The following is a 13,149-nucleotide window of genomic DNA, read 5'->3' on the forward strand; positions in this document are numbered from 1 at the left end:
AATATCAAGTTTGGCTGTCAACCCGCGGCGCAGTGTGGTCAAAGGGGGCGGACAGATGGCCGACGCGGAACAGCTGGCCGTTGTGCGGCTGCGCCTGCGGCGGTTCACGCCATAAATCCAGCCGCACTAACCGCCACTTGGCGGGCTGCGTGCATCGCGAGCATAAGGATTCTCCGCAAAGACGTTGACCGGGAGAGCGTGACACGCCATCTTTATCAGTAAAATCGGTATTATTTTTATCGATGGTTCAGAAAATCAGGATGGTCAGCATGAGGCGAATAACGTTCGATCTCGAGGATTTGCGCAGCTTCGTCACCGGCGTCGAGCTGGGCAGCTTCGCCAAGGCGGCTGAACGGCTGGGGCGTTCGACGTCGGCGGTCAGCGCTCACCTGAAAAAGCTGGAACAGCAGCTCGGCGCGCCGATCCTGCGCAAGGCCGGGCGCGGCATGGTGATGACCGAGGCGGGGGAAACGCTGCTCGGTTACGCGCGCCGCCTGCTGGAGCTCAATGACGAAGCCGCCGCCGCGGTGCGCGGGTTGGATTTGCAGGGCACGGTGCGGCTGGGGCTGCAGGAGGATTTCGGCGAGACGTTTCTGCCGCAGGTGTTGGGCAGCTTCGCGCGCGCCAATCCGAAGGTGCGCATCGAGGCGCGCATCGCGCGCAATGCCGAGCTGATCGACTGGGTGTTGAAAGGCCAACTGGATCTGTCGCTGGCGTGGGATGGCGGTTTGAGCACGCCGTTTCATCAGGCGCTGGGGCAGCGGCAGCTGCACTGGATCGCCTCGCCCGGCTTCGCGCTGGCGCCCTGGCGAGAAGGGGATGAGCCGTTGCCGTTGGTGATGTTCGACGCGCCTTGCCTGATGCGCAGCGCGGCGACGCAGGCGCTGGATCGTGCCGGCATACCCTGGCGCATCGCCTTTACCAGCCGCAGCCTGAACGGCGTGTGGGCGGCGGTGAGCGCTGGATTGGGCGTCACGGTGCGCACGGCGGCGGGTTTGCCGCCCGGCCTGGCGCCGCTGGCCCCCGATCTGCTGCCCGCTCTCGGCCAGCTCGGCGTGGTGCTGCACCGCGCCGAGGATCAGCCTTCGGCCGCCGTGCAGCGGCTGGCGCAGATCGTGGTCGAGCGGATCGAAACTTAATCTTGGGCGATCGGCTGCTTGCCGCTCAGCTGGCCCCATTCGCTCCAGGCGCCGTCATACAGCTTGACCTGCGGCGCGCCGAGCGACAGCAGGCCGAACGCCAGCACCGCCGCCGTCACGCCGGAGCCGCAGCTGGTGATGATCGGGCCGTTGATATCCACCCCCTTGTCGTTGAAGGTTTGGCGCAGCACCTCCAGCGATTTGAAGCGGCCGTTTTCCAGCAGCTCGCCGTACGGAATGTTGATGCTGCCGGGAATATGGCCGCGGTGCAGGCCGGGGCGCGGCTCCGGCGCTTCGGCATAAAAGCGCGGCGCGGCGCGCGCGTCGAGAATTTGCACCGGCGTGCCTAACGCCTGCTCCACTTGCCGCATATCCACCACCGCGTCGGCGTTGAACCGGGCGTTGAACGTCTGCGGCTCAGGCTGCGCCGGGCCGGTTGCCAGCGCCTGGCCCTGCGCGATCCAGCCGTTCAGCCCTTCGTCCAGCACGTAAACGCGCTCGGCGCCGAAATTGCGGAAAGTCCACCAGCCGCGCGGCGCGGAGAACTGGTTGCCCTCGTCGTAAATCACCAGGGTATCGCGTTCGCTGATGCCCAATTGGCCCGCCGCCGCGGCGAATTCCGCCGCCGTCGGCAGCATATGCGGCAGCGCGGTGCTTTTGTCCGCCACCTCGTCGATATCGAAATAGACCGCGCCGGGGATATGGCCGCGTTCGAACTCGGCAAGCATATCTTTCTTCGGCGTCAGCCCCACCGGCGACATCCGGACGTCGATCACCACCAGATTTTCATCGTTGATATGTTGCGCAAGCCATTGAGGGGTCACCAGAAACGGAGAATTCATCGTATTGTTCGCCTGTTGTGAAAACGGATTTTCACTATACACCAGGCCGTGCCGGGATGGAGTATGATGTTCAGGCAACGGTATGGGCGGGAGACGGAAAACATGACGGATCGGGCGTTTGGCGGGGCTAAGATCGCGCTGCTGTGCGACGGCCGCCTGCTGGTTTACCAACGGGACGACAAGCCGGGCATTCCGTGGCCCGGGATGTGGGATCTGCCCGGCGGCGGGCGGGAAAACGGCGAGACGCCGCTGCAGTGCGTGCTGCGGGAAACGCAGGAAGAGTTTGGGGTGTTGCTCGCCGAACGCCAGGTTGTCTGGCAGCGGCGTTACGACGGTATTCAGCCCGGCTACCCGCCGACCTGGTTTATGGCCGGGGTGATCACCCCGGCACAGATCGCCGCCATTCGCTTTGGCGATGAAGGGCAGCGCTGGCGAATGATGCCGGTAGAGCAGTTTATTCATCACCCGCAGGGCATCGGTCATCTGCGCCGCCGGGTGGCGGAGTATTGGCTTCAGTCCGCCTGAGGTTGCAGCACGCCGCTCGGCATCAGTGCCTGGATGGTGGCGCCGACCCGCTGCACCGCCTGTTCGATCTCCGCCGTCAGCTTCGGCGCATAGTTGATGCGCAGGCAGTTGCGGTATTTGCCGGCGGCGGAAAAGATGCTGCCGACGGCGATCTGCACGCCCTGCTGCTCGAGATGGCGGTTCAGCCGCAGGGTGTCGAACGCCTCGTCCAGTTCGATCCACAGCATAAAGCCGCCGCGCGGCCGGCTGACGCGGGTGCCGGCCGGGAAGTGTTTCAGGATAAGGTCGGTCATGCGATCGCGGTTCTGCTGGTAGCGGGCGCGCATGCGCCGCAGGTGCTGCAGATAGTGCCCGCCGCGGATAAATTCGGCGATCGCCAGCTGCGGCTGGGTGGCGGTGGCGCCGGAGCCGATGAACTTCATGTGCAGCACCCGTTCCAGGTAGCGGCCGGGCGCGATCCAGCCCACCCGCAGCCCCGGCGCCAGCGTTTTGGAAAACGAGCTGCACAGCAGCACGCGGCCGTCTTCGTCGAACGACTTGATGGTGCGCGGCCGCGGGTAGTGATAGGCGATGTCGCCGTAGACGTCGTCCTCGATGATCGCCGCGTCGTGGCGCTGCGCCAGCGTCAGCAACCGCTGTTTGTGGGCGTCGGGCATGATGTAGCCCAGCGGATTGTTGCAGTTGGGCGTCAGCAGAATGGCTTTGATCGGCCACTGTTCCAGCGCCATCTCCAGCGCCGCCAGGCTGACGCCGGTGAGCGGATCGGTGGGGATTTCCAGCGCCTTGATGCCCAGGCCCTTCAGCGTCTGCATGGTGCCGTGGAAGCAGGGCGAATCGACCGCCACGATGTCGCCGGGTTGGCAAACGGCGCGCAGCCCGGCGGAGATCGCTTCCTGGCAGCCGGTGGTGATCAGCAACTGATCGGGGCCGATTTGGCAGCCGGAATCCAGCAGCAGGCGGGCGACCTGCTCGCGCAGCGCGGCCACGCCCTGAATGCTGTCGTAATACAGGCTGCGCAGATCGCCGTGGCGGGCGGCGTTGCGCAGGGCGACGATCAGCGGTTTCATCGTCGGCTCGGCGATATCCGGCATGCCGCGCCCCAGCTGGATCAGGCCCTCGCGCGGCCGGCTGCGCACCAGCTCCAGCACCTGCTCCCATTGCGAAATGTCCACCGGCCGCTGCACCGGCGCCGTCATGGCGGGCAGCTCGGCCTGCGCGCGCCGCGTATGCACGAAGTAGCCCGACTTCGGCCGCGCCTCCACCAGGCGCTGTTCCTCGAGCAGCCGGTAGGCTTGCTGCACCGTGCTGATGCTGACGCCGTGGTCCTGGCTCAGCGCGCGCACCGAAGGCAGGCGATGGCCGGCGGGATACAGCCCTTGCTGAATGCGTTGGCTGAGAATGGCGGCCAGAGTGGCGTAGCGTGTCATACAGAGGCCTCTTATCGGGATGCAGGATTAAAAAACCGGTACAGATGCTTTCAAAGTAAACCATTCAGCGGTTTTTTTGGCGCAGCTGTATGAAAAAAATAGCGCCAGCGTGAATCTGTATTGTTTTTCTCCCGGCGAGCATGATGGCTGCAACGCAAAAACAGCAGGGAGAATAACAACATGGCACTGTTTGATGGCATGACGACGTGGCGACGGGTAGGCTGGTCACGCTGGCGTTGGTATTTGTTGCGCCGCAGTACGCGCAGAGAGTTACTGCTGCTGAACGACAGGCAACTGGCGGATATCGGCCTGACGCGGGCGGATGCGCGGCGCGAAGGCGATAAACCGTTCTGGAGAGGGTAAGGAAAGCGAATGCTGAAATTATTGGGCAAAGCCTCATCGATCAACGTGCGCAAGGTATTGTGGACCTGCCAGGAGCTGGGGTTGCCGCTGGTGCGGGAGGACTGGGGCAGCGGCTTTCGCTCCACGCAGGAGCCGGCGTTTCTGGCGCTGAATCCCAACGGCCTGGTGCCGGTGCTGATCGACGGCGAGCGGGTGCTGTGGGAGTCGAACACCATCTGCCGCTACCTGGCCGGACGGGAAGGGCGCCGCGATCTGCTGCCGCAGGAACCCGGCGCGCGCGCGGCGGTGGAGATGTGGATGGACTGGCAGGCCACCGATCTGAACGGCGCCTGGCGCTATGTGTTCATGTCGCGGGTGCGCGGGCATGCGGATTATCAGGATGCCGCCAGCCTGGCCGCCGCCGAGCGTGAGTGGAATCGGCTGATGGGGCTGCTGGACAAGCATTTGGCGCAGCACGGCCCTTATGCCGCCGGCGCGGCCTTCACGCTGGCGGACGTGGTGCTGGGGCTGTCGCTGAATCGCTGGCTGATGACGCCGTTCGAGCGGCCGAATTATGCGGCGCTGGCGGCCTATCAGCAGCGCCTGCTGCAACGCCCTGGCTACGTGCAGCATGGCGCCAACGGTTTACCTTGATATGAAATAAACGGTTCATTTTATCTCACCCGGATACGGCAAGCCGTGTCTGGGCTTTCTGCGTTGCATCATCCCGTCAACGTTTCATGAACGGCATCACGAATATGAACTTTATTTTCCCGCGCGCTTGTTATTGAAATTTATATTCCATATAAACCCGTTATCAGACGGCGCGTTTCATTGAACGGCGCCTGGTTCTACGCAGGATTTCGATCACGGGAGAAAATAATGAAACAGGTACGCGTTGGGTTAATCGGCACCGGTTATATCGGGCGTTGTCACGCCATCGCCTATGCGCAGGCCCCCACGGTCTTTCCTCTGAAAGGGGAACTGGTGCTGGAGATGCTGGCGGAAGTGACGCCCGAGCTGGCGGCGCAGCGCGCAACCGAGTTCGGCTTTGCGCGCTCGACCGGCGATTGGCGGCAGCTGGTGGCCGATCCGGCGATCGACGTGGTGGACATCTGCGCGCCCAATTTCTTGCACAAAGAGATGGCGCTGGAGGCGATCCGCCACGGCAAGCACGTGTATTCGGAAAAGCCGCTGGCGCTGGATGCCGCCGACGCGGCGGAGATGGTGCAGGCCGCCCGCGCCAAGGGCGTGAAAACGTTGGTCGGTTTCAACTACATGAAGAACCCGACCAGCCAGCTGGCGCGTGAGATCATCGCCAACGGCGAAATCGGCGAGGTGGTGCATTTTTACGGCACCCACAATGAGGATTATCTGGCCGACCCGCGCACGCCGCTTGACTGGCACTGCCGCCGCGCCAGCGCCGGGCTGGGCGCGCTGGGGGATCTGGCGGCGCACATCGTCAACATGGCGCACTATCTGGTGGGCGACATCGTGGCGGTCTGTGGCGATATGCAAACCGTGATCAAACAGCGCCCGGATCCGCAAGACCCGGCGCGCCTGCTGCCGGTGGAAAACGAAGATCAGGCCGGCGCGCTGCTGCGCTTCGCCGGCGGGGCGATGGGCACTCTTGAAACCTCGCGCATCGCCTGCGGGCGCAAGATGGGGCTGACCTATGTGGTCACCGGCACCAAGGGCACGCTGAGCTATACCCAGGAACGGATGGCGGAGCTGAAGCTGTATCGGCACGATGAGCCGGCGGAGCGGCAAGGGTTCAAAACGCTGTTGGTAGGGCCGAAGCACCCGGACTACGCGGCGTTCTGCATCAGCGCCGGGCACGGCATCGGCTTTAACGATCAGAAGACGGTGGAGATCCGCGATCTGGTCAACGGCATCGCCGCGGGCGATCGCATGTGGCCGGACTTTGAAGAAGGCTGGAAGGTGTCTTGCGTGCTGGATGCGATAGCCGCCTCCGCCGAGCAGCGGCGCTGGCTGGAGATCAACCGCGATTGAAAATGAAATGGCGCTCTCCCGTGGGCAGCGCCATTAATTTGTTGTGTTGCTAGCTTAATATCTTATTAAGCTAGTTGCATAATAAGTTGCTTGCCTGGCAACTTAGAACGAGAAGCATGAACAGCCGAACGCGCCCCAGAAGGCGTTTTCATCCGACACCGGGATGCTGGAGCGGCGCGCGATGTCATGCTGGTGCGCGTGTACGCCGCACGGGCCGCAGCATTGGTGCGCCTGGCTCAGCACGCCGACTTTGGCCGCCGCCGACGGCGGCGCGGAACGGTAGTGGCCCGGCACCTGGGTGACCGGCGACCACTCCGGCAGTACCGGCAGCGGCGGCGGCGCCAGCGGCGAGAAGCTGCCGGCGGCGTAGACCACCTTGCCGTCCACCACCGTCATTACCGACTCAATGCCTTTGATCTGCTCTTCCGGCACGCTGAAATAGTCCTGCGACAGCACCGCCACATCCGCCAGTTGGCCGACCTTGATCTGGCCTTTCTTGCCTTGCTCGGTGGAGAACCAGGCGCTGCCTTGCGTCCACAGCATCAGCGCCGTTTCGCGATCCAGCCGGGCGCTGTCGTCGTACATCGCCATGCCGCCGACGGTGCGGCCGGAGACCAGCCAGTACAGCGCCGTCCACGGGTTGTAGCTGGCGACGCGGGTGGCGTCGGTGCCCAGCCCGACCGGCAGCTCGGCCGCCAGCATTTTCGCCACCGGCGGCGTATGTTTGGTGGCTGCGATGCCGTAGCGGTCAGCGAAATATTCGCCCTGGAATGCCATGCGGTGCTGCACCGCAATACCGCCGCCCAATGCCTTGACCCGTTCGATATTGCGTTCGGTAATGGTTTCGGCGTGGTCGAACAGCCAGTGCAGCCCGTTGAACGGAATGTCGCGGTTCACCTTCTCGAACACGTCCAGCATGCGGCTGATGGATTCGTCATAGGTGGCGTGCAGGCGGAACGGCCAGCGGTGCTCGACCAGATGGCGCACCACCCGCTCCAGCTCGTCCTCGGTGCCCGGCGGCAGATCCGGGCGCGGCTGCAGGAAGTCTTCGAAGTCGGCGGCGGAGAACACCAGCATCTCGCCGGCGCCGTTGTGGCGATAAAAGTCGGTGCCCTGGCCCGGCTTGAGCATGTCGGTCCACAGCTCGAAGTCTTCCAGCTCCTGCTTCGGCCGCTGGGTGAACAGGTTATAGGCGATGCGAATGGTCAGCTGCTTTTTCTCGTGCAGCTCGGCGATCACCTGATAATCCTCCGGGTAGTTCTGGAAGCCGCCGCCGGCGTCGATGGCGCTGGTGAGGCCCAGACGGTTCAGCTCGCGCATAAACTGGCGGGTGGAGTTGACCTGCTGCTCCAGCGGCAGCTTCGGCCCTTTCGCCAGCGTGGCGTACAGGATCATGGCGTTGGGCTTGGCGATCAGCATGCCGGTCGGGTTGCCGTTGGCGTCGCGCTGGATCTCGCCGCCCGGCGGGTTCGGCGTGTCTTTGGTGTAGCCGACCACCTTCAGCGCCGCGCGGTTGAGCAGCGCGCGATCGTAGAGGTGCAGAATGAACACCGGCGTGTCCGGCGCCGCCTGGTTGATTTCGTCCAGCGTCGGCATTCGGCGCTCGGCGAACTGGAATTCGGTCCAACCGCCGACCACCCGCACCCATTGCGGGCTCGGTGTGCGCAGCGCCTGTTCTTTCAACATGCGCAGCGCGTCGGCCAGCGAAGGCACGCCTTCCCAGCGCAGCTCCAGGTTATAGTTCAGGCCGCCGCGGATCAGGTGCAGGTGCGAGTCGTTCAGGCCCGGAATGGCGGTGTGGCCGTGCAGGTCGATCACCTGGGTTTCCGGCCCGGCGTGCTGCATGACTTCGCTTTCGCTGCCGACCGCCAGAAATTTGCCGTCGCGGATGGCGACCGCCTGTGCGGTGGGATTTTGGCGATCGACAGTGTGAAACTTGCCGTTGGTGATGATCAATGAAGCGTGGTGGTTCATAACATTCTCCCGGCGAACCGCCTAGCGGCGGGTCAGCCATTGATGAAAAACGCGGGTCACGATAGGCATCCACAGGTACACCACCAGGGCGACCACGGTGGCGTCATTGAGAAAATGGCCGAGCAGCGTGCCGTTCAGCTGCGGCAGCGCCAACCCCCAAAACCAGGGCACCAGATTGGTGGAAGGGAAGATCACCAGCAGGGTGATGATGAACTGCTTCCACTGGGGCGGCTGGCGCACGCCGGGGCTGGGCGGGGTAAACCAGAACTCCGCGCCGGGGCGGATCTCGATATGGTCGCTCTCCAGCAACAGCGGGGTGACTTCTTCGATGTATTGCTTGCGCAGCGGCGAGTGGATCCAGCGGTACAGATTGTCGAGGTTGTCGAAGCGGACCAGCACCGTATAGGCCTGCTCGTCGCCGGAAGGGCGAATCACGTTGACGCCCAAATGGCCGGTGAAGCCCGCGGCGTCCGGCATGATGCGGTTCAGCCAGGCCTCATAGGCCTGCTCGTTCCCCGGCGCCAAACGGTGGGTGATCACCAGCGTGACATGCTGCGGATGGGCCATAAAACCGACTCCTGAAAATACCCCGGCGCGGAGCCGGGGCAAGGGGAATTATTTCAGCGTGCGGGCCGGTGCGTGGTGCACCATGGTGTAAGCGTAGTCGACGCCCATGCCGTACGCGCCGCTGTGCTCGCGCACCAGCGCCATCACCGCGTCGTAGGTGTCTTTGCGCGCCCAGTCGCGCTGGTACTCCAGCAGCACCTGCTGCCAGGTCACCGGCACGGCGCCGGCCTGCACCATGCGATCGATCGAACGCTCATGCGCATCGACGGAGGTGCCGCCGGAGGTGTCGGTCACCACATACACTTCATAGCCGGCTTCCAGCGCCATCAGCGCCGGGAAGGTCAGGCACACTTCGGTCCACAGCGCGGAGATCACCAGCTTTTTGCGGCCGGTGGCTTCCACGGCTTTAACGAAGGCCGCGTCTTCCCAGGAGTTCATCGAGGTGCGTTCAATCGGGGTGATTTCCGGGTGTACCGCCAGCAGTTCCGGCCAGATATAGCCGCTGAAGCTTTCGGTTTCTACCGAGGTGAAAAGGGTTGGCACGTTGAAAATCTTGCCCGCCTTCGCCAAACCAACAACGTTGTTTTTCAGTTGCTGACGATCAATATTAGCCACGCCGAAGGCCATTTGCGGTTGATGGTCGATAAAAATCAGTGCGGAGTTGTCTTTATCAAGCAGTTGAAACTTGGACATAATTTACCTTCCCAGTGATATTTCGGTTGAACATCTGATGAGTGTAACGCCGATAAAACGCATGGTAGGCAGAGGGCGATTTCAAAGATACCGCAGAATTTTTGCCGACTTGTTGAGTTTTTTTATACACGGGAGAAAGCATGAGATTAAACCTGGAAGCGCTGCTGATTTTGGACGCGCTGGACCGGCACGGATCTTTCGCCGCCGCGGCCGCCGCACTGTTTAAAACCCCTTCGGCACTCAGCTATATGGTGCAAAAGCTGGAGAACGATCTCGACATCACCCTGCTGGACCGCTCCGGCCACCGGGCGAAGTTCACCGATACCGGCAAGCTGATGCTGGAAAAAGGGCGGGTGCTGCTGCGGGCGGCGCAGGATCTGGAGCAGCAGGCGCGCTACGTGGAGAACGGTTGGGAAAGCGAGATCACGCTCGGGATCGACGCCTCCTTCCCGTTTGCCCGCCTGTTGCCGCTGATCGACGAGTTCTATCGGCAGCATCATCATACCCGGCTGCGTTTCAGCCACGAGGTGCTGGCCGGCTCCTGGGAATCGCTGGTTTACGGCTGCGCCGACATTATCATCGGCGCCATCTGCGAGCCGCCGTCGCGGGTGGGCTATGCGTTCAGCCGGCTGGGGCAGCTGGATTACGTGTTCGCCGTCGCGCCACAGCATCCGCTGGCGGCGCTGCCGGAACCGTTGCCGAAAGATGAGATCCGTCAGCACCGGGCGGTGGTGGTGCGCGATACCTCGCGGGTCAACGCGCCGCAGAGCCTGAACCTGCTCGAAGAGCAGGATACGCTGACGGTCTTCGGCTTCGACGCCAAGCTGCAGGCGCAGTTGGCCGGGCTGGGCTGCGGCTATCTGCCGCGTTCTCTGGCGGAACCTTACCTGAACAGCGGCGAACTGGTGGCGAAACGCGTGGAATCTGAACGCTGCAGCGACGTTGCCTATTTCGGCTGGCGGGAAAGCGCCAGCGGTCTGGCGGCTAAGTGGTGGCGCGAGCGGTTGCAGCGTTACGCGGATGACGGCGAGGCTTACCCGGCGGCGCAGTGAGGGCCGCGCAATAAGGATAAATCCCCCCAATAAGGACATCGGGAATGAAAAAGACGCTAAGCCTGTTGGCGCTGTTGCTGCTGAGCGGCTGCGGCGCCGGGCATCAGGCCGGCATTCCGTTGCCGGAGCCGCAGGCTGAGACGCAGGCCACGGCGCCGCTCAGCTATCCGGTGCGGGTGCATAACGCGGTGAGCCGCGAGCTGCGTTTGCCTGAACGCGCGCGCGGCCAACGCTGCACCATCAGCATTCGGTTGCGGCCGGACGGCAAGCTGGCGAGCAGCAAGATCGTAAGAGGTGACGCGCCACTGTGCGCGGCGGCGAGCGCGGCAGTGCAGCGCGCGCAGTTTCCGCCGATGGCCACCGCCACCGAGTACGCGCTGTTCAACGCCGTGGTGCTCGATTTCGTTCCCTGAAGGGAGGTAACGGACGGGCCGCCTGCGCGGCCCATTTTTTCGCTTTTACGCGTACGCAACCCGCTGAATTTTCACTTAGCTTTGCCATTTTCGTTATTTTGAATGCCGCTACGGCTCACGGATACTGGGAGAAAATCTCTTACCGCGAGCCGCAGCATGTCCCACGCCCACTATTTGCACCCCGAACAGCGCGAACGAATCAGGCAGCTTTATCGGCGCCGGCATTGGCGGCTGGAGCTGCCCACCTGGGGGATCATGGCGGCGGTGTACGGCGGCTGGTTCGGCGTGGCGCTGGGCTGGCAAACGCTGGGCCCGTGGCTTGGCGCGCCGCTGCTGATCCTGCTGACCACCTGGTACATGTCGTTACAGCACGAGCTGATCCACGGCCATCCTACGCGCTGGCCGCGCGTCAATCAGCTGTTCGGCCTGTTGCCGCTGGCGGTGTGGTATCCCTACGGGCTGTATCGCGATTCGCATCTGCGCCACCACCGCAACGACCACCTGACCGATCCGCACGAAGATCCCGAAAGCTATTACTTCAGCGCCGCGCAGTGGCGGCGCTATCCCCGGCTGCTGCCGCTGCTGGCCGCCGTGCGCAATACGCTGATAGGCCGGGTGCTCCTCGGCCCGGCGCTGGATATCGCCGCGACCCTGGTCGGGGCGGTGAAAGCGCTTGCCGCCGGGGAGTGGCGCGTCTGGGCGAGGTGGTTGGTGCACCTGTCGCTGTTGGCGATGCTGCTCGACTGGCTGCAGGCACAGAGTATCGGCGCGGCGTTTTACCTGCTGGCCATCAGCTACCCGGCGCTGGCGCTGACCAAGGTAAGATCGTTTTTTGAGCATCGCGCCGTGGACGCACCGCAGGCACGTTCTATTATTAATGAGGCGGGTTGGCCGTGGCGGCTGCTGTTTCTCAATCTGAACTACCATTTAGTGCATCACGATCTGCCCGGCCTGCCCTGGTATGGTTTGCGCGAAGTCTATCTGGCGGAGCGCGAGGCGTACCAGCGCCGCAGCCAGGGATTTGTCGCGCAAGGCTACGGCGAGTGGCTGCGCGATTACGCCCTGACGCCGATCGACGTCGGCGTGCATCCGTTGCGCGCCGGTGAACCGCAGGGGGAGGGCGATGCCCTGCCGACGGAAAAATTTATTGCGCGCTGGAAGCGCGTTTCTCAGGATTTTCCAACCTAACCGGCCCATGAGCCGGAAAACGTATAACCAGAGGAAAAGTATGGCAATCACCTTATCACGCGGACGTTCCTTTGCCGTCGCGCTGGCCCTGCTGGCCACCGGCGGTCTGGCGCAGGCGGCCGACTCGGTGCGCGTCGGCTCCAAGATCGACACCGAAGGTTCGCTGCTCGGCAACATCATCGTGCAGGTGCTGGAAGCCAACGGCATCCAGACCACCAACAAGCTGCAGCTCGGCACCACCAAGGTGCTGCGCGGCGCCATCACGTCCGGCGAGATCGACATCTATCCGGAATACACCGGCAACGGCGCGTTTTTCTTCTCCGATGAGAAAGATCCGGCGTGGAAGAACGCCCAGGCCGGCTTCGAGAAGGTGAAGCAACTCGACTACGACAAAAACAAAATCGTCTGGTTGGACGCGGCGCCGGCCAACAACACCTGGACCATCGCCATTCGCCAGGACGTGGCGGAGGCCAATCACCTGAAGACGCTGTCGGATCTCGGCAAGTGGATCAACGGCGGCGGCAAGTTCAAGCTGGCGGCCTCGGCGGAATTTATCGAGCGGCCGGATGCGCTGCCGGCGTTCCAGAATGCCTACGGCTTCAAGCTGAATCAGGATCAACTGCTGTCCCTGGCCGGCGGCGATACGGCGGTGACCATCAAGGCGGCGGCGGAGCAGACCTCCGGCGTCAACGCGGCGATGGCCTACGGCACCGATGGCCCGGTGGCGGCGCTGGGGCTGCAGACGCTGGCGGATCCGAAAGGCGTACAGCCGATCTACGCGCCGGCGCCGATCGTGCGCGAAGCGGCCCTGAAGGCGCACGCCAATCTGCCTGAGCTGCTGAAGCCGGTGTTCGCCTCGCTGGACGGGCCGACGCTGCAAAAACTCAACGCGCAGATCGCCGTGGAAGGCCAGGACGCCAAACAGGTGGCGGCCGCTTACCTGAAAGAGAAAGGGTTTGTTAAGGGATAATGCC

The 13,149-nt window shown here is 63.5% G+C and carries 14 protein-coding genes and 1 pseudogene; 9 read left to right on the plus strand and 6 right to left on the minus strand.

The window, feature by feature from the left end:
• Positions 1-4: 4 nt before the first annotated feature.
• Positions 5-145: pseudogene (locus tag ACJ8IN_RS07790) on the minus strand (DUF4865 family protein); the annotation flags it as partial.
• Between the two features lie 124 nt (positions 146-269).
• On the opposite strand from ACJ8IN_RS07790, the gene ACJ8IN_RS07795 reads away from it, so the two are divergent.
• On the plus strand, positions 270-1,139 hold the full coding sequence (locus tag ACJ8IN_RS07795; RefSeq protein ID WP_033646956.1) for a LysR substrate-binding domain-containing protein: 870 nt from the start codon (positions 270-272) through the stop codon (positions 1,137-1,139).
• Here ACJ8IN_RS07795 and sseA read toward each other — a convergent pair.
• Complete coding sequence (gene sseA, locus ACJ8IN_RS07800; protein ID WP_308325541.1) at positions 1,136-1,981, minus strand: 3-mercaptopyruvate sulfurtransferase; 846 nt, start codon at positions 1,979-1,981, stop codon at positions 1,136-1,138. The genes ACJ8IN_RS07795 and sseA overlap by 4 nt on opposite strands.
• A gap of 102 nt (positions 1,982-2,083) precedes the next feature.
• Here sseA and ACJ8IN_RS07805 point away from each other — a divergent pair, with 102 nt between their 5' ends.
• Complete coding sequence (locus ACJ8IN_RS07805) at positions 2,084-2,506, plus strand: NUDIX hydrolase (protein ID WP_033646950.1); 423 nt, start codon at positions 2,084-2,086, stop codon at positions 2,504-2,506.
• Here ACJ8IN_RS07805 and ACJ8IN_RS07810 read toward each other — a convergent pair.
• Positions 2,494-3,933, minus strand: a complete 1,440-nt coding sequence (locus ACJ8IN_RS07810) for an aminotransferase-like domain-containing protein (RefSeq protein WP_308325542.1) — start codon at positions 3,931-3,933, stop codon at positions 2,494-2,496. The genes ACJ8IN_RS07805 and ACJ8IN_RS07810 overlap by 13 nt on opposite strands.
• Before the next feature lie 180 nt (positions 3,934-4,113).
• Here ACJ8IN_RS07810 and ACJ8IN_RS07815 point away from each other — a divergent pair, with 180 nt between their 5' ends.
• The 3 genes from ACJ8IN_RS07815 (at position 4,114) to ACJ8IN_RS07825 (ending at position 6,288) form a co-directional block, all read left to right on the plus strand.
• The gene (locus ACJ8IN_RS07815) at positions 4,114-4,296 is read left to right on the plus strand and encodes a DUF1127 domain-containing protein (RefSeq protein WP_033637613.1); all 183 of its coding nucleotides are present in this window, start codon (positions 4,114-4,116) and stop codon (positions 4,294-4,296) included.
• Between the two features lie 9 nt (positions 4,297-4,305).
• Entirely contained in the window at positions 4,306-4,929 is a 624-nt protein-coding gene (locus ACJ8IN_RS07820; RefSeq protein WP_197846876.1) for a glutathione S-transferase family protein, read from the plus strand.
• 228 nt (positions 4,930-5,157) lie between these two features.
• Positions 5,158-6,288, plus strand: coding sequence for a Gfo/Idh/MocA family protein (locus ACJ8IN_RS07825; protein WP_101427934.1), 1,131 nt, complete (start codon positions 5,158-5,160; stop codon positions 6,286-6,288).
• Between the two features lie 102 nt (positions 6,289-6,390).
• On the opposite strand, the gene ACJ8IN_RS07830 is transcribed toward ACJ8IN_RS07825, so the two are convergent.
• Genes ACJ8IN_RS07830 through ACJ8IN_RS07840 form a run of 3 tightly spaced genes read right to left on the minus strand, consistent with a single transcriptional unit; the run spans position 6,391 to position 9,522 of the window.
• Positions 6,391-8,262, minus strand: a complete 1,872-nt coding sequence (locus tag ACJ8IN_RS07830; protein ID WP_103773791.1) for an amidohydrolase — start codon at positions 8,260-8,262, stop codon at positions 6,391-6,393.
• A gap of 21 nt (positions 8,263-8,283) precedes the next feature.
• The gene (locus ACJ8IN_RS07835) at positions 8,284-8,829 is read right to left on the minus strand and encodes an antibiotic biosynthesis monooxygenase (protein ID WP_033637617.1); all 546 of its coding nucleotides are present in this window, start codon (positions 8,827-8,829) and stop codon (positions 8,284-8,286) included.
• A 48-nt stretch (positions 8,830-8,877) separates the two neighbouring features.
• Positions 8,878-9,522, minus strand: coding sequence for a hydrolase (locus ACJ8IN_RS07840; RefSeq protein ID WP_033637618.1), 645 nt, complete (start codon positions 9,520-9,522; stop codon positions 8,878-8,880).
• Between the two features lie 140 nt (positions 9,523-9,662).
• Between ACJ8IN_RS07840 and ACJ8IN_RS07845 the strand changes: the two genes are divergently transcribed.
• The 4 genes from ACJ8IN_RS07845 (at position 9,663) to osmF (ending at position 13,145) form a co-directional block, all read left to right on the plus strand.
• A complete protein-coding gene (locus tag ACJ8IN_RS07845) occupies positions 9,663-10,574 on the plus strand; it encodes a LysR substrate-binding domain-containing protein (RefSeq protein ID WP_033646934.1) in 912 nt (303 codons plus the stop codon).
• 44 nt (positions 10,575-10,618) lie between these two features.
• Entirely contained in the window at positions 10,619-10,987 is a 369-nt protein-coding gene (locus ACJ8IN_RS07850) for a cell envelope integrity TolA C-terminal domain-containing protein (RefSeq protein ID WP_060437320.1), read from the plus strand.
• Between the two features lie 156 nt (positions 10,988-11,143).
• Positions 11,144-12,175, plus strand: coding sequence for a fatty acid desaturase (locus ACJ8IN_RS07855; protein ID WP_103773792.1), 1,032 nt, complete (start codon positions 11,144-11,146; stop codon positions 12,173-12,175).
• A 40-nt stretch (positions 12,176-12,215) separates the two neighbouring features.
• Complete coding sequence (gene osmF / locus ACJ8IN_RS07860; RefSeq protein WP_033637621.1) at positions 12,216-13,145, plus strand: glycine betaine ABC transporter substrate-binding protein OsmF; 930 nt, start codon at positions 12,216-12,218, stop codon at positions 13,143-13,145.
• The last annotated feature ends 4 nt before the right edge of the window (positions 13,146-13,149 follow it).

Origin of the sequence: Serratia sp. CY31944, assembly GCF_052169175.1 — a bacterium.
GTDB classification, from domain to species: Bacteria; Pseudomonadota; Gammaproteobacteria; order Enterobacterales; family Enterobacteriaceae; genus Serratia; species Serratia sarumanii.